The 21,293-nt window shown below is 56.6% G+C and carries 18 protein-coding genes; 8 read left to right on the forward strand and 10 right to left on the reverse strand.

From position 1 onward, the window contains the following. Nucleotides 1-109: 109 nt before the first annotated feature. Nucleotides 110-1,213 carry a polyamine ABC transporter substrate-binding protein gene (locus TK06_RS07460; protein WP_063321524.1) on the reverse strand — a complete coding sequence of 368 codons (1,104 nt, stop codon included), beginning with the start codon at nt 1,211-1,213 and terminating at the stop codon, nt 110-112. A 138-nt stretch (nt 1,214-1,351) separates the two neighbouring features. Between TK06_RS07460 and TK06_RS07465 the strand changes: the two genes are divergently transcribed. Further along, a complete protein-coding gene (locus TK06_RS07465; RefSeq protein WP_063321525.1) occupies nt 1,352-2,143 on the forward strand; it encodes a helix-turn-helix transcriptional regulator in 792 nt (263 codons plus the stop codon). 28 nt (nt 2,144-2,171) lie between these two features. Here the strand turns inward: TK06_RS07465 and argC are convergent, their stop codons facing one another. Further along, complete coding sequence (gene argC, locus TK06_RS07470; protein ID WP_063321526.1) at nt 2,172-3,101, reverse strand: N-acetyl-gamma-glutamyl-phosphate reductase; 930 nt, start codon at nt 3,099-3,101, stop codon at nt 2,172-2,174. A 113-nt stretch (nt 3,102-3,214) separates the two neighbouring features. Here argC and TK06_RS07475 point away from each other — a divergent pair, with 113 nt between their 5' ends. From TK06_RS07475 to TK06_RS07505, 7 genes are all read left to right on the forward strand, one after another. Then, nucleotides 3,215-4,099, forward strand: a complete 885-nt coding sequence (locus TK06_RS07475) for a LysR family transcriptional regulator (RefSeq protein ID WP_063321527.1) — start codon at nt 3,215-3,217, stop codon at nt 4,097-4,099. 147 nt (nt 4,100-4,246) lie between these two features. After that, the gene (locus TK06_RS07480; RefSeq protein WP_063321528.1) at nt 4,247-6,106 is read left to right on the forward strand and encodes an ABC transporter ATP-binding protein; all 1,860 of its coding nucleotides are present in this window, start codon (nt 4,247-4,249) and stop codon (nt 6,104-6,106) included. A 738-nt stretch (nt 6,107-6,844) separates the two neighbouring features. Then, nucleotides 6,845-7,933: a hypothetical protein gene (locus TK06_RS07485; RefSeq protein WP_063321529.1), complete on the forward strand. Its 1,089-nt coding sequence runs from the start codon at nt 6,845-6,847 to the stop codon at nt 7,931-7,933. A gap of 39 nt (nt 7,934-7,972) precedes the next feature. Continuing rightward, on the forward strand, nt 7,973-9,271 hold the full coding sequence (locus tag TK06_RS07490; RefSeq protein WP_063321530.1) for a hypothetical protein: 1,299 nt from the start codon (nt 7,973-7,975) through the stop codon (nt 9,269-9,271). Nucleotides 9,272-9,333: 62 nt separating this feature from the next. Then, a complete protein-coding gene (locus TK06_RS07495; RefSeq protein ID WP_063321531.1) occupies nt 9,334-10,245 on the forward strand; it encodes a hypothetical protein in 912 nt (303 codons plus the stop codon). A gap of 3 nt (nt 10,246-10,248) precedes the next feature. Next, nucleotides 10,249-11,208, forward strand: a complete 960-nt coding sequence (locus TK06_RS07500) for a hypothetical protein (RefSeq protein WP_063321532.1) — start codon at nt 10,249-10,251, stop codon at nt 11,206-11,208. A 118-nt stretch (nt 11,209-11,326) separates the two neighbouring features. Then, nucleotides 11,327-11,920, forward strand: a complete 594-nt coding sequence (locus tag TK06_RS07505; RefSeq protein WP_139199601.1) for a hypothetical protein — start codon at nt 11,327-11,329, stop codon at nt 11,918-11,920. A 114-nt stretch (nt 11,921-12,034) separates the two neighbouring features. Here TK06_RS07505 and metC read toward each other — a convergent pair whose 3' ends face one another. The 8 genes from metC to TK06_RS07545 are packed head-to-tail and all read right to left on the reverse strand — an operon-like array spanning nt 12,035 to nt 21,285. Beyond that, nucleotides 12,035-14,800 (reverse strand): cystathionine beta-lyase, encoded by a 2,766-nt coding sequence (metC, locus tag TK06_RS07510; RefSeq protein ID WP_063321534.1) that lies wholly within the window; start codon nt 14,798-14,800, stop codon nt 12,035-12,037. 45 nt (nt 14,801-14,845) lie between these two features. Next, the gene (locus TK06_RS07515) at nt 14,846-15,445 is read right to left on the reverse strand and encodes a hypothetical protein (RefSeq protein WP_063321535.1); all 600 of its coding nucleotides are present in this window, start codon (nt 15,443-15,445) and stop codon (nt 14,846-14,848) included. Nucleotides 15,446-15,472: 27 nt separating this feature from the next. Beyond that, nucleotides 15,473-16,309, reverse strand: coding sequence for an amino acid ABC transporter ATP-binding protein (locus TK06_RS07520; protein ID WP_063321536.1), 837 nt, complete (start codon nt 16,307-16,309; stop codon nt 15,473-15,475). Next, a complete protein-coding gene (locus tag TK06_RS07525) occupies nt 16,296-17,084 on the reverse strand; it encodes an amino acid ABC transporter permease (RefSeq protein ID WP_063321537.1) in 789 nt (262 codons plus the stop codon). Before TK06_RS07525 ends, TK06_RS07520 begins: the two co-directional genes overlap by 14 nt. Continuing rightward, nucleotides 17,074-17,808: an amino acid ABC transporter permease gene (locus TK06_RS07530; protein ID WP_063321538.1), complete on the reverse strand. Its 735-nt coding sequence runs from the start codon at nt 17,806-17,808 to the stop codon at nt 17,074-17,076. The genes TK06_RS07525 and TK06_RS07530 overlap by 11 nt, the downstream gene beginning before the upstream one ends. Continuing rightward, complete coding sequence (locus TK06_RS07535; RefSeq protein WP_063321539.1) at nt 17,805-19,016, reverse strand: aminotransferase class I/II-fold pyridoxal phosphate-dependent enzyme; 1,212 nt, start codon at nt 19,014-19,016, stop codon at nt 17,805-17,807. Before TK06_RS07535 ends, TK06_RS07530 begins: the two co-directional genes overlap by 4 nt. Next, complete coding sequence (locus TK06_RS07540; RefSeq protein ID WP_063321540.1) at nt 19,013-20,437, reverse strand: FAD-binding oxidoreductase; 1,425 nt, start codon at nt 20,435-20,437, stop codon at nt 19,013-19,015. The genes TK06_RS07535 and TK06_RS07540 overlap by 4 nt, the downstream gene beginning before the upstream one ends. Beyond that, the gene (locus TK06_RS07545; RefSeq protein WP_063321541.1) at nt 20,434-21,285 is read right to left on the reverse strand and encodes a transporter substrate-binding domain-containing protein; all 852 of its coding nucleotides are present in this window, start codon (nt 21,283-21,285) and stop codon (nt 20,434-20,436) included. The genes TK06_RS07540 and TK06_RS07545 overlap by 4 nt, the downstream gene beginning before the upstream one ends. Nucleotides 21,286-21,293: the final 8 nt, after the last annotated feature.

Raw genomic sequence — 21,293 nt, forward strand, 5'->3', positions numbered from 1 at the left:
ACCCCGAACAATACTGGGCTGATGGATTAACAAGTACTAACCCACCCGCCCAGCGTTCCTGTATATCGGCGTTTGCGTCTTACTTTCCAGACATACAAATCAAGTCAGATCAGACACCACTCTTCACTTTGGTCCAGATTCGCGTGCGGATCCGCTCCAACTTCAACGGCAGTGGCTCAAGTGGAATAAGTGTCGCGATCGTTTTTTTGTCTGGATAAATCCAAGGATTGTCTCGCAGCTTCCGCTCGACGAACTCAGCGGCATCCTTATTGGCGTTAGGGTATAGCGTGTGATTTGAGGTCTTGGCGATAACTTCTGGTCGCATCATATAATTAATGAACGCCATGCCTTCCTTGGGATGGGGAGCATCTTTCAGCAAAACCAGATTCTCTGACCAGGACAGCGCTCCTTCGCGAGGAAGGCTGTAGGCGATCTTGCGCCCCGTGTTGGCTTTCTCGTTGATGGCCTGCGCAGCAAGGGCACCGTTAGCCCATCCCACAACTGCACAAATATTGCCATCGGCCAGGTCAGCGTCGATTTTGGAGGAGTCGAAATAGAGGACGTAAGGACGAATTTTCAACAGCAAGGCTTGCGCTTTCTGGTAATCATCCGGGTTCTTACTGTTGCTAGGGAGTCCAAGGTAATTCAACGCAATCGAAATGATCTCACTTGGAGAGTCAAGCATTGCCACACCACACGACTGTAGCTTGCTAATGTTTTCCTCTTTGAAGATCAGGTCCCAGCTATTCACCGGAGCATTGTCACCCAACGCGCCCCGGACTTTGTCAACGTCATAACCAATGCCGGTAGTGCCCCATAGATAAGGTACGGCGTAGCGGTTACCAGGGTCATTGACTGCGAGCTGGGACAGGAGATCAGGATCGATGTGTGAAAAGTTACTCAGTTGACTACGATCCAACGGCTGAAGGACTCCCGCCCGGATCAGGCTGGGCAACACATTGGAGGTCGCCACAACCACGTCATACCCGGTGCGCCCGGCCATGACCTTGCTCTGCATGATTTCAGCGCTGTCGAACGCATCCATATGCACGCGCGTGCCAGTTTCCTGTTCAAACTCCTTTGGCGTCTCCGGCGCAAGCAACCCGAACCAGTTATACAGATACATCCCGGGCTCTACGGCCGCTACTGATGTGCTTATCCCTGCACAGAGAAGCGAGGCGGAAAAAATGGTTCGCAAATGTGACTTTCTCATGCAACATCCTTGTCAAGACGATACGCCCTCATGGCCATCGTTAACCCTGGCAGCGAATATACCGGGTGTTACCGAATAGTAAATACCTACGAATACTTACCTTTGACCTGCGAATCCCTAACCCTAAAGGGGTAGAAAATGCCGTTTGACCTCCACAGCCTGGCTTGGCATCGATCGATTGGAAAGCTGATCATGCAGCTGAATCGTCCAGATTTCTGGAGTTCACTTGTTCGCACCTTGAATGAATATGTACAAATCGATAATTGGGTTGTATTGATTTTCAGCAATCAACACGTGCAGGTTGTTAGCCTTCCCGAGATAGCAGACGCGGAAGAAGTCGACGCATTCATTCATCGTTATGTGAAGGGTCTTTACTTGCTGGATCCGTTCTATATAGCCAATCGGGAAAATCCACAGAGTGGCTTCTTCCACCTACTGGATATAGCACCGGAATACTTTCTTGAAACCGAGTATTACCATCAGTACTTTGCACAGTACATCTCCATGGATGAGGCACAGTTCAATGTCCAACTCGACGCCGACAGAACGTTATGCATTTCCATCGGCAGCAAAGTCCGCTTTAGCCAAGAACAAATAACCATGCTGGACATCATAAAACCGTGGGTGACAGCATTGATGCATCAGCGCATGGGTTTTGAAGTTGACGTAGAGAAAACCCTGACCGAGCCACCTCTGTGGCCGGAAACGGTCAATCAGCTTGGCACCCAAATAACAGCACGCGAGAGTGACGTACTCCGTTTATTACTCAGCGGCTTCTCCAATAAGGAAATAGCCGGAAAGCTGTCCCTCTCGGCGGAAACCATAAAAGTTCACCGCCGCAACATTTATGCAAAATTGAATATCAAGTCGCAATCTGAGCTATTTGCTCGATTCTTCATGCCCAAACAGAATGTTCCCGCTACCCATTGAAATCAGCGCACCGGGCTGATTTGCTCGGTCATGCGCCTGCAAGCATCAAGTTCAGATTCTGCACCGCCGCGCCAGCGGCGCCCTTCCCAAGATTGTCAAACACCGCAGCCAGCAAAACCTGCCCGGCCTCATCGTTATCAAACACCGACAATCGCAAATCATCAGTTCCGTTAAGCGCTTGAGGATCAAGGGACGTCAACGCTTTCGCTTCTTGCATCGACATCACCTGTACATGGCGCGCATCGGCGTAGTGCTGCATCAAACACCCATGCAACTGCACCGCGCTCACGCCTGGCGCCAGCAACCGGGTATGCAAGGGTATGGTCAACACGATCCCCTGCCTGAAAGCGCCATAGGCCGGTACGAACATCGGGCACTGCGTCAGTCCGCTTTGCTGCTGAATCTCCGGAACATGCTTGTGTGCCAGCCCCAGCCCATAGACCTGAAACGCCGACGCCTGAGCTGCGCCTGCTCCCTCATGCTCTTGCACGCCGACGCGTCCTTTTCCGGAATAACCCGACACGGCATGAATGTTCAGCGGGTAATCCCTGGGCAGCAATCCGGCCTCCAGCAATGGGCGCAGCAACCCGATTGCCCCCGTTGGATAGCAACCGGGATTGCTGACCCGTCGCGCAGCGGCGATGCGTTGGGCCTGTTGCGGATTCATCTCTGCGAAACCATAGGCCCAGTCTGGCTGGGTGCGGTGCGCCGAACTCGCGTCGATCACCCGAACGGCGGAGTTTTCGATGGTCGCTACGGCGTCGCGTGCGGCTTGGTCGGGCAAACAGAGAACCGCGATGTCGCAGTGATTGATGGCTTCGGCGCGACGTTGCGGATCCTTGCGATGTTCGGGGCTGAGTGTGAAAAGCCGCAGATCGTTGCGTTCGCGCAGACGTTGATGGATTTGCAACCCGGTGGTGCCTTGGTCGCCATCGATGAATACAAGGGGACTTGCCATGGAGTGCTCTCGGACATTGGAAATCAGGAGCCCAATCTTCAGCGAGGCTCTAAGATAGGAAAAGTTGAATTTACAAACGATGAAATTCAGTTTTTCTGAACAAGGAAATCTTCATGCGCGAAATCAGCCTGGACCGTCTGCGCACGTTGGTGGCGATTGCCGACCTGGGATCGTTTGCCGAGGCCGCCCGTGCGCTGCACCTTGCACCACCCACCGTCAGTCTGCATATCGCCGACCTGGAGGCGCGCGTGGGCGGCAAGCTGTTGTCGCGCACGCGCGGGCGCGTTCAGCCTTCAGCGATAGGGAACACGCTGGTAGAACGCGCGCGGCGCCTATTGGCAGACGCAGAGCAGGCGCTTGAGGACATCGAACGTCAGGTGCAAGGGTTGGCCGGGCGTGTGCGGCTAGGCGCCTCCACAGGGGCCATCGCGCAGTTGCTGCCCCATGCTTTGGAGTCGTTGAGCCAACGCCACCCCGCTATCGACGTACAAGTCGCGGTGCTGACCTCCCAGGAAACCTTGCAGAAACTGGCCGAGGGCTCCTTGGAGGTTGGTTTGGTTGCGCTGCCGCAGTCCCCGGTGAAGGGCTTGCGGATCGAGCCGTGGCGACGGGACCCGGTCATGGCGTTCCTGCCGGCTCGCTGGGAGTCCCCGGAGGTTGTGACCCCCACTTGGTTGTCCGCTCAGCCGTTGATTTTGAATGATGCCACCACGCGTCTTTCGCGCTTGACGGCGGAGTGGTTCGCCAGTGATGGGCAACAGCCTGCGCCGCGCATCCAACTGAACTACAACGACGCGATCAAAAGCCTGGTGGCGGCAGGATATGGTGCGACGTTGTTGCCCCATGAGGCGGCCACGCCATTGCTTGATAACAGGATCGTCATGCGGCCATTGAAGCCCTTATTGTGGCGTCAACTGGGTATCGCCCACCGCAGTCTGGACATCGAGCGGTCTACGCAACATGTGCTGGATGTGTTGTGGGAATTGAGTGCGCAGTGATGCCCTCGAATGCGTCTGCCCACGGCGATCCGGCGCCGGATGAGAGCCAATCCCTGAGAGCGGTCAATTCGACCACAGCGCCACATAACCCTCAAAGCAGCCTTTAAGTGGCAGAATCTCCCTAATCGATCGTTTCGGAGACCCTCCATGCTTCGCGTGTTTGAACAAAGGCTCGACCCCTTCCCGCCCGACGAGGTACCGCCGCCACCCGAAGGCCTGGCTCGGTTTCTCTGGGCGTGCACACGGGGCGCCCGCGGCTACATCCTTGCGTTTGCGCTGCTCAGCGCCGGTGTGTCGATCTACGAAGCCTGGTTGTTTTCTTTCCTCGGTCAGGTCGTGGACTTGCTCTCGACCTGGCAAGCCGGTGGTGAGGCGGCGGCGCAGGAAGGTCGCGTGCTGTGGGGCATGGGCATCGTCATGCTGGCCAGCATCGGACTGGTAGCGTTGCGTACCATGGTGCAGCACCAAGTATTGGCGATCAATCTGCCGTTGCGCCTGCGTTGGGACTTTCATCGTCTGATGCTGCGGCAAAGCCTGTCGTTTTTTTCCGATGAGTTCTCCGGTCGGGTCACCACCAAGGTGATGCAAACAGCGTTGGCCGTGCGTGACGTACTGTTCACCCTGATCGAGATCGCACCCGGAATCGGCGTGTATTTCATCGCGATCATCGCACTGGCCGGCGGCTTTGCCCTGAAACTGATGCTGCCTTTCCTTGCCTGGATCGTGTTGTTCGGGCTGGCCATGCTCTACTTCGTCCCCCGCCTGGGGAAAGTCGGACAGGAACAGGCCCATGCGCGCTCCTCGATGACCGGACGCATCTCGGACGCCTACACCAACATCACGACCGTGAAGCTGTTTTCCCACTCCAATCGTGAAGCGCACTTCGCGCGCGCGGCCATGGAGGATTTCAAACAGACCGGCTTTCGCCAGATGCGCCTGGTCAGCCAGTTCGAAATCGTCAACCAGGCGCTGGTGGTGGGCTTGATCATGGCCGCAGGCGGTTATGCCCTTTGGCTGTGGCACCAGGGCGAAGTCGGCGCCGGTGCCGTGGCGGCGATCACTGCCATGGCGTTGCGTATCAACGGCATGTCGCACTGGATCATGTGGCAAATGACCTCGCTGTTCGAGAGCATCGGCACCGTGCAGGACGGCATGGCCACCCTGACCCGCGGCCCCAAGGTTCAGGATGCGCCGGACGCAGGGGTGCTGGTGACCTCCGGCGGAGCGGTCACCTTCGACAATGTGAGCTTCAACTACAACGGCGAACGCCAAGTGCTCGATGGCTTGAGCCTGAACATTCGCCCGGGCGAGAAAATCGGCCTGGTAGGTCGCTCCGGCGCGGGCAAATCTACGCTCATCAACTTGCTGCTGCGCTTCTATGACGTCGACAGCGGGCAGATTCGCATTGACGGGCAAGACATTGCGCATGTGACGCAGGACAGCCTGCGCAGCGCCATCGGCATGGTCACCCAGGATACGTCCCTGCTGCACCGCTCCATTGGCGAAAACATCGCCTATGGCCGACCCGATGCAAGCGACGCACAAATCCGCCGTGCCGCGGCCAATGCCCAGGCCGATGAGTTCATCAGCCAACTGAGCGACCGCCAGGGCCACACCGGCTACGACACCTTGGTGGGCGAGCGCGGCATCAAGCTGTCGGGCGGCCAGCGCCAGCGCATCGCGATTGCCCGAGTGATGCTCAAGAACGCTCCGATCCTGCTCCTCGATGAGGCGACCAGCGCGCTGGACTCGGAAGTCGAAGTGGCCATCCAGGAAAGCCTCGATGAAATGATGCAGGGCAAAACCGTCATCGCCATCGCCCATCGGCTGTCCACAATTGCGGCGATGGATCGACTGATTGTCATGGACGATGGACGCATCATTGAACAGGGCACGCACGCTGAATTGCTCGCCAAAAACGGCATCTATGCGCGGCTATGGCAGCATCAGAGTGGCGGGTTTCTGGGTGAGGATCAGTGGGTGACTGAGGCGATGGATCAGGTATGAGCGTGGATGGCCTGGGGGACAACCCGACTTACCTTTTCTCAACCAATCGCAGTGACTGTGCCCCCTCCAGCGCTAGGTGAAAAAGCGCTGGGTCAAGTGGGCATTGAGGTTGGATGCGCTGCCGAATACCCAAATTCTGAATTGAAGACATGGATTTGTATCACGTGTCTCAACGTTTTTTTCTGACGACCTTAAATACCTTATTGCAATGGTCCTGATTCTTTAAAAATCAAGGCACATGAGAGCCCAGACATAACAATCATGCGGACCTGCCGGTTACAAATCAAATACAATTAAAAATGATGGCCAGATAATGCCACTCAGGCACATATCATAATTATCGGCCAGCGCGCCAGTTCACTTCAGCCAAAAAAAAGTTTTAACTTTTTTCCACACTGACGTTTGACAAATATTTCTTCCACGACTAGGTTTTGGGCTCGAAGTGATTTTGCTTCGAACAAAACTTTACTAGAAGGAATTAGACTATGACGACGACAATTCGTGTACTTAGTGCACAAGAGCAGAAAGCCATCAGTGCATCTGCTGCCTTTACCAAAAGTGGTGGCGGCGGTGGCGGTGGCGGCGTGGCTTAATAAGCCACGGCGTAGTCAATAGTAACGCAAGGATAGCCAGCGCACATGGAAGTGCACGATTCCTGTTAGAGTCTACAGCCTTACACGCATTAAAAATCATCGATAGTTTTCGGATGATGGACTGAGTCATACATGGAGGTATGTCATGCAACAAACATCAGCAGACCTTTCTACTGAAGAGCTCGACACCTTAAAAAACTTAGTCAAAGGTTATTTCCACTCAACGGCACAACCCATTTTCAGTTTTTTGTCAGGGTCCATCACGGAGGGAATCTCTACACCCAATTCCGATTACGACATCTATGCAGTATTTGACAACTGTACAGAAGAAGTCTTGATTTCGGAACTCGAGCGCCCTGTAGAACTAACGAAGATTTCGCTCGCAAAAATACACTCAATAATGGAATTCATTTCAAAGGGTGAAAATCTCGCGTCCGTCGGCGCCTATGAAATGTTAATTTGCCATCGAGTGTATTCCGGCATTGCCCTTAGCGGGGAATCAGTGTTCGACAGCATAAAAAAAGAATTTGATGTTACTACATTCAGGACTCGGCTGGCTGACTTGTCTTTGCTTAACGCTGAGCGTGAACTCAAGGTATCGCAGGGGTTCACGTTGGTTAATGACCTGCGCTCAGCACTCTTCAGTGCACATAAAGCACTCAGGCACAGTCTCAGTGTCCTTCTGGCAATACGCGGATCGACATCAGTCTTGGAAAAATGGCATGTACGCTACGCAGTTCGATACCTGGGAGAGCACCATCTTGGCTTCCGTAGATTTCTTGAACTCGCCTCTTCCATCCCAGTTTCATCGACAGTTGAAAGTAAAAAATACTTGATCTCTGTCAAAAAATTTCACCAAATGATCACCGATTACAAAATTATTGCCGACATCGTACCGGAAGAGATTTTTTTTGTTGAATCCAGGCTGATTGATACTGATCAACTGAGTGATGAACCGCTGATTCTCAAAAATCCGGATGCCCGCGTCATGTTTCATATGTCAAAATGGTACCTCACGATCGAGTCTAAAGCGATCCTGGAGCTCCCCAGTTCGGCCGCGCTTTTTTGGGCATTAATAGACAACGCACAATCAGTGGACATGATTATTGATCGTGCAAAAGAGCACCTGAAAATAACCGACAATGTTTGTCTTGAGTATTTAGATGCACTAGCCGCAGCCAAGGCAATCAGCTCGCACTCATTTGAAATACCTAAAAGCCATAGAGCAATATAATTACCTGCCTACGGCTTATGGGCACCAGATCATTTGAAAATGGGTTTTCGCCAAATGAAAGCAGCTGCGACGCGCCAAAGTTACGCCAACTTCTACTATTCCAGCATACTCAAATTTTCTGCAAATCGCTTTTTTCCCTTTGTCAGCATGGCATTTGCCGGAATTTTAGTGGCAAACAAAAACTTCGATGAATTCGCTTTTTTCAGCTACATCACATCAGCATTTATATTTCCCGCGACGGTTGTCACCTTCATGTTCAGGGCGGTGGGAAACCTGGCATTGGAGGGAGGACGCACACGTCAGAATATCTTCATGTCATCCTTTCTTATGGTCATTGCCTGTTCATTCCTGGTAGCAGCCGCTTGTTACCTGATCACAATCACCTCCGATCGTGAAATAGACAGCCTTTCCAAAAGTTATAAAGCGCTGACGTTTTGCTATGTGTACCTTATTTATATATCGATATACATTCTTACAAGCTTCTTTAACGCTTATTTTGAGGCTCACGTAAAAGGCAACAGCAGCAGCATCGCCCGATTCATAAACTTCTTCCCGTTCATGTTTTTTTCAGGCGCGGCGTTTGTGCTGAGCGACAAAGAAAATTATTCGCTCACTATTGCGTACCTCATGCTTGGCTGTGAATGCCTGGAACTGGCCTATTACATCTATAAAAGCAGCACTCTCAAGCTTTGGCAACTCAGCTTCAATTACTCGGTACTTCGGCACCTTTTTATAATTGGCAGCCCCAACGGACTTGGCCTGGCCTCCCAGCGATTCGCATTTTTCATGGCCAATAAAAAACTATTCTTAATTGACAAAGACCTGGTGTCTATTTTTTCAATTGCAGTAAGCATAACAACCCTACTAATAATCCCGGTTTCAGCATTTACTCAGATTCACAGCATCTACGTATCTAGAAATGGCCAACCAGGTCTTTCGTCGATGGTCTTTCGCTACCTCGCGCTGAGCATGCTTATACCTATCGCCATCCTTGTGACATGGGGCATTCAAATCGGTCAGCTTTTTGGCGTTACTGCTCACATGTATAAGACAGACCCCTGGTTGAACCCTAGCCTGATTTTCATGTTTTGCTGCACAAGCCTGATGATGCTCGTATCGGCTCACATTCGAGCACTGGGCAATACTATCATCACCCAAATAGTCATGAACGCCGTCGTTTACATAGGGTATGTGGGTTACATTTTCAGGTATGCCGACTCAAGCATGTCTGGCTCCACCTTGTTAACCACTTATTCACTCTGCTATCTATTGAGCTTCTTATTTCTAGGTGCCAACGTACACTATTTCCAGGCAAAACAACTACAGCCATCGCTGTAGAAATTTTCCAATGCAAAAGTTTGAAAAATCCAAATATCTACAGCCTGTGACAAAGGATAAACATGAAGTTACTCAGGGAAGGATACCCAGTCAAACGAGTTTGCATCATCGGTGGCACGGGCAAAGTAGGCCAAACGCTGGTTTCTTTCCTGAGAACAGCCAACGAACTCTCGATCGTATTTTACGCGGAAAGCTACGAGCAAGAATGCAAGCTCCGTGCTAGCTTCCAGGATAATCTGGTCGATTTTGAAATCTGTAGATCTCCACAAGCCATTCAGAAGGCTGACACTATTGTCCTGATAGCAGGGAAACGAACCAGTAGAGGAAGCGGAAAAAGCGACCTCTACCAGCTCAACAAGGAAGTCATTGACCCTTACTTGGACTTCTTGAATCACAAGAACGTAATTTTGGTCACCAATCCAACGACATTATTAGGCACCTATCTAGGGCAGAGACTTGACGCCTTCATCGTAGGTGTTGGTGTTCAAAATGACTTCAATCGCCTGAAGTTTCAGTGCCCGCATGTCGACTTTGTGATGGGGGCACACAACCTGAATGAGCAGTGTTATTTCAATAACAGCCAACAACTTCTGTTTGATGGTTTCAAGTCTACAAAGGTTTACTCTGAGGCTCGCAACCAGCAGGACGACTACGTGAGCAGTGGCGACTTTGAAAAATTGCATTCCACATTCTTGGAGAATGACATCCATAAATGGTGGAAAATCCAGAGATACCATACTGTCGTCAATAGCTCTTCCTATTCATGCGCATTGGCGATTATGCAAACCTTATCCAATTTAAACGAAAACATCCATAGCGTGATTCACGCTGAGGTTTGCGTTGTAACCCCGAGTGGCTCCACCTATTTCATTGGCGTGCCACTGCTGGGGAAAAATCTGCGTTGCACCGACACCTGCCTCATGCAATTCATAGATATGCATCTCGACCAACTATCCAACTACAAGGTGGCGTAAATCATGTTATACCTGAATTACTACGATGAGTTTATTTTCCTGGTAACCTTTCATTCGCCCACAGAAAAACTAGCCTTTTTAGACCTCTATGAAGCGAACCTTTTTCCATTCCTATCCATTAGCGAGTCTCCCCGCGACACCTTCGACTATAAAATCAACCTGCGCCAAAATACCTCCGACTTTAAAGCAGACCTTTCTGACTGGTCAGAAACTGTTTTTTTCACCCCCCTTACCGACAATGCCATAAGCGATTTTGGTACTGGCTTTGTGAAGCACAGCTCCGATACTTCCCGCACAATCTACAACCCCAACTCCGGAACACTATTCTCAATAGACAAGAACACCATTGAAGTCTTGTATCGCAACAACAGCTCATTCACCAAAGATTTTCAACGCTTACTGAAACAGCTTATTGTTACAGAGATAGAACGCCAGGGTGGCGCAATACTCCACGCCTCTGCCGTCTCCTTCGGCGATTACGGATTCTGCTTCGTAGGGGAAAAAGGTCAAGGAAAAACAACAAGTTTGCTTCAATCTCTCCAGATACCCGACGTTGGCTACCTGACCAATGACAGGTTACCCATCATTCCAAGCGGGGAAGGATTCAAAGCTCTAGGGTGGTTTGAAGAGATCCGTTTAGTCATCCCAGGCAGCACAAAAAAAGAAGTTGTCCGTGTTACCGACTACGTAGATCCATCGCGCATACAAAAAAAACCTGTGTACCTGAAGAAAATAATTCTTCCAACCCGTATCCAAAACGATTCATCACCGGCGGAAATTGTCGCAAGCCAGATGCTTTCTCCAATAGATCCTCAGCGCCCCAAATGGCTAGGCTTTAGCGCCCCCCAAAATTTCCCGCTTGCGTCGCTGCTCGAGAAGGTAAGTACTGCTTGTATCCACTGGAGTTATTCTGATCTAGAGGGCTTAACGCGACAAATCGAGAAGGAGATATTAAATGTATGATTGCGTGCTGATTCTTGGCCCCTGCAGAAGCGGCACTACATTCCTCTTCAACGCACTGGCGTCCTCTCATTACATAGGAATTTTCCAACCGTTAAAGCACATCTTAAGATGCGAGCACATGAAAATCGACCCCACCCTCTCACTCCGGGATTTTGCTGGCAAACGGCTGGTGCTCAAAGAGGCCTTTGGTCCATACCTTGCCTCGGAAGCAACCTATGATCCAGTAGAACTTTTGGCGAACAATCTCAACCTTGAAAAAATCCTGCTGATCACTATTCTTCGCAACCCTATCGACTGTTTTTCATCATGGCTTGCCTCTTTTAAAGTCACTCCAGATGAGGCAGCAATACGCCTATCGCAAGCCTATGAAAACACCGTACGGGTGCATACAAAATATCTTCAGCGAATGGATTCGGTTTCTTTAATCCTGGAAGACGAAGCAGACTGCCGCAATAAAATAAACCTGATCAGAAAGGCCATGGGCAGCGTCCCACTTCCTGATCAGTATGGTCAGTACATTAAGCCGAACGACCCGCCTGGCTTTCAAGTGTCCGGGCTGCTCAAGAAAGCGCTTAGCGGCCAGGAATACAAGGCTGAAAACATCGAAAAGAGAAAATTCTTTTTTGATAAAAACAAGCTGAAGATTGCGGTGTCGCATTATGAAAACTTACATAACTTGCAACCCCGGTTGTCTGGCAATTTTTCAGTTTAGCAGCGGGTGACGCTCTTGCTCATAGCAGTCCCGCGACGTGTCCGGCGCACCGCTAAGACGGGGGTTTGCGGGGGCGCCTGCTCGCAAGGCGCCCCAGCCTGACCATGCGGCGCTTCAAGTCATTGATGCACTGGCCGCGGCCTTTGCGAACCCCCGCCGCAGGTCTTCAACCAACACATCCACATCCTCCAACCCCACATGCAAGCGCACCACCGGATTCAACGCCCGATCCTCGGCACTTTGCCGGTCCTTGGTATCAGCGACGGTCACCAAACTCTCGAACCCACCCCAGGACGCACCCAACCCGAACACCTGCAAGGCGTCGATGAATCGCTCCAGGTAGGCGTCGTCATTTTCGCGTAGTTCAAAGGAAAGCAACCCATTGCTACCCTTGAAATCCCGCTGCCACAGCGCATGACGGGGATGCTCTGGCAGTGCCGGATGGAAGACCCGTTTCACCTGCGGCTGCGCCTGCAGCCAACGGGCGACTTCCAGGGCCTGGCGCTCATGCGTGTCCAGGCGCGGCATGAGGGTGCGGGCGCCGCGCAGGACCAGGTAGGCGTCGTCGGGGCTGACGGTGTTGCCGAAGGTGTCGCTCATGGCCGCCAGTGCCGGCCACGCCTCCTGACGCGTGCACACACTGCCCATGAGCACGTCGCTGTGGCCGCTCAGGTATTTGGTCAGGGCCATGATCGAGATGTCGGCGCCCAATGTCAGCGGCCGGTACAGCACGCCCGAACCCCAGGTATTGTCCACTGCCAGCAGGATGCCCCGCGGCTTGCAGAGTGCGGCGATAGCTGGCAAGTCGCAGAGCTCGTACAGCAATGAACCAGGCACTTCGGTGTAGACCATTTTGGTGTTGGCTTGCAGCCGTCCGGGCAGGTCGCTGCCGTCGGGGGCGAAGTAGCCGACTTGTATGCCGAAGGCTTCGAGGAAGTCCCTGGCCACACGCCGTACCGGGGCATACACCGCATCGGTGATCAGCACATGATCGCCAGGCCGCAGGTAGGTCAGGAAGGTTTGCGCCACGGCAGCCAACCCGGTGCCAAACAGCCGAGTGCGATAACCACCTTCCAGCTCAGTGACGAGGTCTTCCAGGGCGAAGGCCGTTGGATTGCCCCGGGCGCCATAACTCAGGACTCGCTCGCTGTCGCGCCGGGAGCGGGCGTCACGCATCTGTGCCAGGTTGTCGAACAGCACCGTGCTCAGGCGGCTGACGGGTACGTTAACGGCCCTGGCACCGGTGCCCTTTTCAGTGCGCGCGCCGTGGACCAGACGAGTCCTCAGCCGCCCAGCGACAGTGCTTTGAGGCTGTTCCTGCAATGGCTTGAGGCTGGCGACCTCCTCCTCGCTCATTTGCGCCAGCAGACCGATTTCCCACGCCAGGTACTGGCGCGCCGCGTCCTTGTTGCCAGCGTGGCGGTCGTGAGTGAAGAACAGGAAATCGATGCACTGTGCATCCGGCAATGTGTCGGCGCCTTCTTGCAGCGCCAGGCCCGCCGAGCGCCAGGCATCTGGACCGCCGTCCAGCAAACGGACCTCAGCGTGAGGCAACTCCAGGGCCGCGAGGGCGGCGAGTCGGGGATCATCGGCCACCAACACCAGCGGCCGCTGCTCCCCCGCCAGCGCACGAGCCAATAACGGCCGGATCGACCAGCGCGCCCCGACGATATGCCCCTTGCGAAACGCCCTGCTCGAACGCAGGTCGATCAATGCCACCGCGTCATCCTTCAGGGCATCGGCCAAGACCAGCACGCTGATCAGCGGCAGTTCTTCAGATGCGACGGTTGCTGGAACCGGTAATGCCAAGCCACTGCTCAACCCACCCGATAATACAAAAGCCTCATGCCCCAACTGCCGCAGCCAACTGGCGATGATCGGTGCGCGAACGCCGTCGTTGTCAAACAACACCACCCGCGCCTGACGCACGCCAACATACAGGTCGGTGGATTGAATCAATTGCCCGCCCGGCGTGTGTTGCGCTCCCGGCAGCGTGCCGGCGGCAAACTCCTCGGCGGTGCGCACGTCGCAGAGGAACAGACTGCGCCCAGCGTCCGCCGCCCACTGCTCGACCTGGGTAGCCTCGACGGTAGGCACACCGGCCCGTTCGGCCAGTCGTGTCGCCGCCAAACGCTGCCCCGGCAGCGTGCTGCTCGACACCTGATCGGCATAGCGACGCTCGCTGCCGTGCTCCAGTTGCAGATCCTCCAGGTGCCAGCCTTGCGTACCGTTTTCCAAGGCATAGATCGGGTTTTTCAACCCCAGGTCGATCAGCGTCTGGGCGCCGATGATGCTGCGGGTCCGGCCGGCGCAATTGACCACGATGGGTGTTTGCTCGTCCGGCACCAGGTCGTGCACGCGGTAGCCCAGTTCGCCATTGGGGCAACAGATCGAACCGGGAATGGTCATCTTGCGATACTCCTCCAACGGCCGGCCGTCGAGTATCACCAGCGGTTCACCCCGGGCCTGCCATTGCGCCAGTTGGCGGGCGCTGACGTGAGGCGTGTGCCGGACTGCCTCTACCTGCTCGCCAAAGGCCTTGGACGGCACGTGCACACCGGCAAACAGCTGATAGCCGGCGGCCTGCCAACCATCGGCGCCGCCCTCCAGGATGTGCACATTGGCGTAGCCCAACGCTTGCAGGCGTTGCGCCGCACGTGCCGCCAGGCCTGCGCCATCCTGGTCATGGAGCACCAACCGCACTCGGAGGTTCGGCGCCAGCCGCCGCGCTTCCAACTCCAAACGGCTATAGGGCAGGTTCACCCCGAAAAACAGATGGGCTTCGCCATACTGGCCGTGCTCGCGCACATCAAACAGGGCGATTTCCTGCCCGTCGAACAGCCACTGCTGCAGTTGCTGGGGAGTTAGGGTCTGGCTCATGAGAGTCCCGCTGGAAAAATGGAATGACTGGAACGCGAGGTGGCGTCAGTGGGCGTAGGCCTTGATCGACGGTGCCATTTGCGAGGCGTTGTAATTGAGGATGCGCCCGTCTTCCTCGACGCCGTAACGGCCGTTGAGCGATTCCAGTGGCAAGCCATAGAGGTGGAAATGCAGGGTCGGTTGTTCGCCTGCGACCCGAATGCCATGCAGGTCGTCACCCAGGAACGCGATGGACGTACCGGGCTGCACCACCACTTCTTTTTCCAGGTGCAACGTGGTGTAGCCAGGTTCGCGACCTTCATCGTCGCGGGTGTAGACGAAGTTGATTTCCTGGCCTTCGACGGCGCTGATGATCGCCCAGGTTTCGTGGTTGTGAGGCAGCGTGCTTTTACCCGGCAACAGCGAGTTCAAATACAGCGTCGGGGATTCGCCGTCGTCATTGAGGCGATAGCGAAACGCAGTGCTGCCCTGCCCCGGCACTGGTGCGGGGAAGGCGTCGAAGTTGAACAGGTCGCGGCGCTCGGCCAGGCCTTCCAGCAGGGCGACGATCTCCGTCAGCGCGGCGCGGTCGACACCGCGCTGGTGGATGACGCGCACTTTCTGCAGAAAGTCTTCGATGACATCTGGGCGGTTGAAAATACTCATGAGGCGGGCTCCATTTTTTACAAAAAGTCAGACGGACAGGCTGTAGCGACTCAGGTTGGTCAACAGGTAAGGATCATCGGCGATGGGCGGCCGTCGCCCCGGGCCGCCCAAGGCATGATGTAGAAACTCCCGGGTGCGCTCGCTGGTGGGGTGCTGGAAAATCCGCGCGGCGCTACCGTGCTCGACAATCACGCCGTTCTCGGTGAAATAGACGACATCGCTGATCTCCTCGGCGAAACGCATTTCATGGGTGACCAGTACGCAGGTCATGCCCTCTTCGGTCAGCTCGCGAATCACCGTCAGCACCTCGCCAACGGTTTCCGGATCCAGGGCCGAGGTCACTTCATCGAACAGAATCAGCTCCGGACGCATCGCCAGGGCGCGGGCGATCGCCACCCTCTGTTGCTGGCCGCCCGAGAGCTGCCCCGGGTAGGCGTCAGCCTTGTGCTCCATGCGCACCTTGGCGAGCAAAGCACGGGCGTCTTTCTCGGCGGCGGCCCGATTGCGGCCCAGGACCTTGCGCGGCGCAATCACCAGGTTCTCCAGCACCGACAGATGCGGGAACAGGTTGTACTGCTGGAACACAAACCCGACGCGCTTGCGCAGTTCGATACGCTGGGCTTCCTGAGCCAGCGCATGAACCTCGGTGGCACCGACGCGAATACTGCCCCGCTGGGGCTGCAACAGACCGGTGATGCAGCGCAGGATCGTCGACTTGCCCGAGCCGGACGGGCCGATGATCGACACGGCTTCACCACGGCGCACGTCCAGGTCAATGCCCTTGAGCACCGGGTTGCTGCCGAACGACAGGTGCAGGTCGCGCAGGCTGACCAGGGGTTCGGCGACGGTTTCAGTAGAAGGCATAACGTCGCTCCAGGTATTGGGTAAGGCGGGAAATCGGGTAGCAATAGGCAAAGAACAGCACCAGCAGGCTCAGGTAGATCACCACCGTGAAGCCGGTCAGGTTCACGGTGTTGCTGGCGATCTGCGCGGTGTCGATCACGTCGTGCACGCCTACCAGGGAAGCCAGTGCGGTGCCCATGGTGATCACCGCGTAGAGGTTCATCCACGGCGGCAACATGCGCTTGAAGCACTGCGGCAGGATGATCGAGCGGAAAATCTGCCCACGGGTGAACGCCAGGGAGCGCGCTGCTTCCCATTGGGTGCAGGGGATCGAGGCGATGGCGCCACGGAAGATTTCCGCGACATTGGCGCTGGCCGGCAAAGCCAGGCCGAGGGTGACCTTGACCCAGTCGGGGAACGCGACATAGGCACTGCCGATACGAATCTCGAACGGGAACACATACGTGGTGAAGTAGATCAGCACCAGCCAGGGTGCATTGCGGAAGACCTGCACCCAGATCCGCGCCGGCCAGCGCAGCAAGCGCAGGGGCGACAGGACCATGGCACCGACCAACAACCCCGCCGCAGAACCCAGCCCAATGGCCAGCAGGCTGATGAGAATGTTCTGGCCGAACCCTGCGGCCAGGGCCGGCGACCATTGCAGTAACGCCTTGAACACCGGGCTGTGCGGGGCGAAATACATCAGCCAGGACAGCGCCCCCACCCCCAGCAGCACTTTGCCGAAATGTCTACGCGGCCAAGTCAGCGGCGCGATAACGGACGAATCAATGGCCATAGCCGGGCATCCTCAGGCGCGCTTCGAGGTAGCGGCCCACGCAATTGACGGTGAAACTCAACAGGCCGAAAAAACCCAGGATCAGGATCATCAGCTCCAGCACGTTATCGCTCTGGGTCCAGATCATGATGGCCGCGTAGGTGATGTCGCCCACGGCGATGGCCGAGGCCACAGCGGTCATTTTCACCAGGTCGATCAGGTTGTTGATCAGCGACGGCAAGGCAAAACGCAGGGCCAGGGGCAGTTGCACGTTCCATAACAATTGGCGGTTGTTGAAGGCCAGCGAACTGGCCGCCTCCAGTGTCACCGCGGGCACCGCTTCAATGCCGGCCCGCAACGCCTCGGCGTGGAACGCGCCCTTGTGCAGCGAGATCACGATCACCACCCAGGCGAAGGGTGTCAGTGGGTTGGCCGCACCGACGGCCTCGGTCAGCAACATGTTCAGCACCAGGAAGGCGCAATACAGCTGCACCAGGGTCGGTGTGTTGCGGGTGACTTCGACAAACACCCGCGCAGGCCTGGCGAGCCAGGGCTTGCCCGAGGTCAACAGCGCCGCCAGGCCGACGCCCGCCAGCAGGCTGCCGACAATGGTCAGCAGGCACAACAGCACCGTGGTCAACGCGCCCTGCTCCAACGTGCCGCGCTGATAGGCATCGAGCAAAAAATTGTAATTGAGGCCGAGCCCGGCGCTCCAATGGACGAATTGTTCCAGCCAATGGGTCATGGTTCGCCCCTCAATTGGCGGCAGGCATGGGCAATACGGCGGCCCGCTTCGGCGACGGTTTCGGTCGCCGTGGCGATGGACAGGCGAAACCACGGCGACAAGCCATAGGCACTGCCCGCAACGCCAGCCACGCCCTCGTCCAGCAGGTACGCCACGACATCGGCATCGTGCTCCAGCCGCTGACCGTCCGGGCGATAGCGCCCCAGCAACCCAGCACAGCGCACAAAGACGAAAAAACCACCGTGAGGCTCGAGGACTTCAAGGCCCTCGACAGTGCGCAAGGTGCTCACCAGCCCATCACGGCGCTGACGATAGGCCGCGACCTGTTCCGGCAAGAACTCCAGCCCGCCCTCGAACGCCGCCAAGGCCGCCGCCTGGCCGACCGAGGACGCCCCGGAGGTGGATTGCGATTGCACCACGGTCATGGCATCGCTCAGCGCTTGCGGCCCGGCACCGAAACCGATGCGCCAGCCAGTCATGGCATAGGTTTTCGACACCCCGCCCACCAGCAGGCAGCGTGCTTGCAAATCCGGTGCGACGTTGAGCAGGTTCTGGGCCGCACGCCCGTCGAAACGAATATGCTCGTAGAGTTCGTCCAGCAGAATCAGCACGTGGGCATGCCGGCGCAGCACCTGGGCCAAGCCTTGCAGTTCTGCCTCGCTGTACACCGCGCCGCTGGGGTTGCCGGGGCTGTTGAGGATCAGCCAGCGCGTGCGCTCGCCGATGTGTTGCTCAAGCTGTTGCGGCGTGAGCTTGCAGCCCTGCTCCAACCCGCACTCGATGAACACCGGCTCACCACCGTTGAAGCGCACGCTGTCCGGGAAGGACGGCCAGTACGGAGTCGGCACCAACACTTCGTCGCCGTCATCGAGGGTGGCGGCGAAGGCATTGAAGATGATCTGTTTCGCACCGTTGGCAATCACGATGGACTCCAGCGGATAGTCCAACTGGTTTTCCGTGCACAGCTTGCGTTGCACGGCCACACGCAAGGCCTTCACGCCTGGCGTCGGCGTGTACTTGGTGGCGCCGGCGGCAATGGCCGCATAGGCGGCCTGCTTGATGTGCGTCGGCGTATCGAAATCCGGCTCACCGGTGGTCAGGTCGAGGATATCGCGACCGGCCTCGCGCAGGGCCGTGGCCCGGGACTTGGCAGCGGCATTGGCTGACAGCGAGACACGCTGCACGCGCTTGGACAAGTAAAGGGTCATGGCCGCGTTTCCTCCAGGACCTTGCCCGGGTTGAGCAGGTTGCGCGGATCCAGCGCCTGCTTGATCCGATGCATCAGATCCAGTTCCACCGCACTTTTGTAGCGACCCAGTACATTCACCTTGCGCTGGCCGATACCGTGTTCAGCACTGATCGAGCCACCGTGGGCATGGGCGCTGTCGTGGACTAGCTGGCTGAGCGCCGGGTAATGGGCCATGTGCGCATCAACCGTGGAGTCCAGCGGATGGGCAACGTTGTAGTGCAGGTTGCCGTCGCCCAGGTGCCCGAAGGTGTAGTGCCGCACGCCGGGAAAATGCTGTTGCAGCAGCGCATCGGTATGGGCAACGAACGCCACGACCTGGGAAATCGGCACCGAGATGTCATGTTTCATGTTACGACCGGCGCGCTTTTGTGCATCGCTCATATTTTCGCGCAATTGCCAGAACGCCTGGCTCTGGACGAGGTTTTCAGCGATCAGTGCATCGGCCAGCAGCTGCTGCTCGAAGGCCTCACCCAACACCTGTTCGAAGACTTCCCGTGCACGGCTTTCGCTGTGGTTATCGGACAGTTCCAACAGCGCGAACCAAGGCCAGCGAGTGCCAGAGAAAGGTCGCGGCCCGTCGGGAAACTGCTCGCGCAATAGCGCAAGGCACTCGGCACTGAGCAACTCGAACGCCGTCAGGCTGGCACCAAAGCCGGCGCGGGCGTGGGACAGCAAGGCCACTGCCTGCTCCAACGAGTCGAACGCCAATAGCGCGGTGGCCCGGGCCTTGGGCAATGGGAACAGCTTCAGCGTCGCAGCGGTGATAATGCCGAGGGTGCCTTCGCTGCCGATGAACAGGTCCCGCAAGTCGTAGCCGGTGTTGTCCTTGCGCAAGCCACGCAGGCCGTTCCAGATTTCACCTTGGGCAGTCACGACTTCCAGGCCCAGGGTCAGTTCGCGGGTGTTGCCGTAGCGCAGCACCGCGGTACCGCCGGCGTTGGTGCCCAGGTTGCCGCCGAGGGTGCAACTGCCTTCGGCGCCAAGGCTCAAGGGAAACAGGCGACCGGCTTCGCGGGCAACGTCCTGGACGGTTTGCAGGATGCAACCCGCCTCGACGGTCAGGGTGTCGTTGTCGGTGTCCACGGCGCGTACCCGATTCATTCGATCGAGCAACAGCAACACGGCGCGGCCGCTGGCGTCCGGGGTGGCGCCGCCCATCAGTCCAGTGTTGCCGCCCTGCACCACCACGGGCGTATCGGCCGCAGCGCAAGCCCGGACTACCGCTGCGACCTCTTCGGTGCTGGCCGGGTGTACGGCGGCAATCACCTGGCCAACGTAACGGCCCTGCTTATCGGTCAAGTACGGCGCGGCCTCTTCACCGTCCTGCACATGCCTGGCGCCCACCAGCGCCTGCAATGCCACAAACAACGACTGGCTCATGGTTGCGCGGCCAAGGGGGCGGTATTGCTGTACTTGGCATGCAGATCCCGCAGGGCCTGGGACGGTGCCATACCGGTGCGCTCGCCCAGTTCGATCAACCAGCCGCTGCGGTGCCACTCGCGCACGATGGCATCGAGTTTGGCCTGGGTATCGTGCTCGCCCTTGCGCAGCCAGATCACCGAATTCGACGGGATCAGATCCCCCGGCAGCGGGATTTCATAGCCTGCCCATTCGGTTTCGCTCAACAGAGCATGCAGGGTCGGGCTTACATGTACCGCCGCCACGCAGCCATTGCCGCGCAACGACAACAGCGACTCGGACTGGCTGCGAAATGCCTTGATCTGCGCGCCGTAGGTTTCCTGCAGAGGCTTGATGAAGTTGCTGCCCTGGGACACGCACACGGGTTTGCCTTTGAGGTCGGCCCACTGGCTGATGCCTGAGCCCTTGCGAATCAACGCCGCGCCACCGACCTCTTCATAAGGCGTCGGCACGTAATCGAGAATCTCGCCACGCTCCTCAGTGAACTGCATGTTGGCGATCAGGATGTCGACTTTGCCCTGTTGCAAAAATTGCACACGGTTCGGCGCCAGCACCGACACCGTCTCGGTCTCCACGCCCAGCGCCTTGCCGATGCCCTGGGCCAACTCGACGTTGTAGCCCTGGTGCTCGCCGGTCTTGGGGTCGATGGTGCCGAACGGCGCACCACTGAGCATCACCCCGACGCTGATGGCGTGGCGTTGCTCGATCCGGTCCAGCGTGGCGTCGGCCTGGGCCAGGCTGGCAACGCAGCCGACGGACCACGCCAGGCACAGGCTGATCAGGGTTCGACGGGCGAAAAATGAAGTCATGGGCGATT

The sequence above is a fragment of the Pseudomonas fluorescens genome (assembly GCF_001623525.1).
Taxonomy (GTDB): Bacteria; Pseudomonadota; Gammaproteobacteria; order Pseudomonadales; family Pseudomonadaceae; genus Aquipseudomonas; species Aquipseudomonas fluorescens_Q.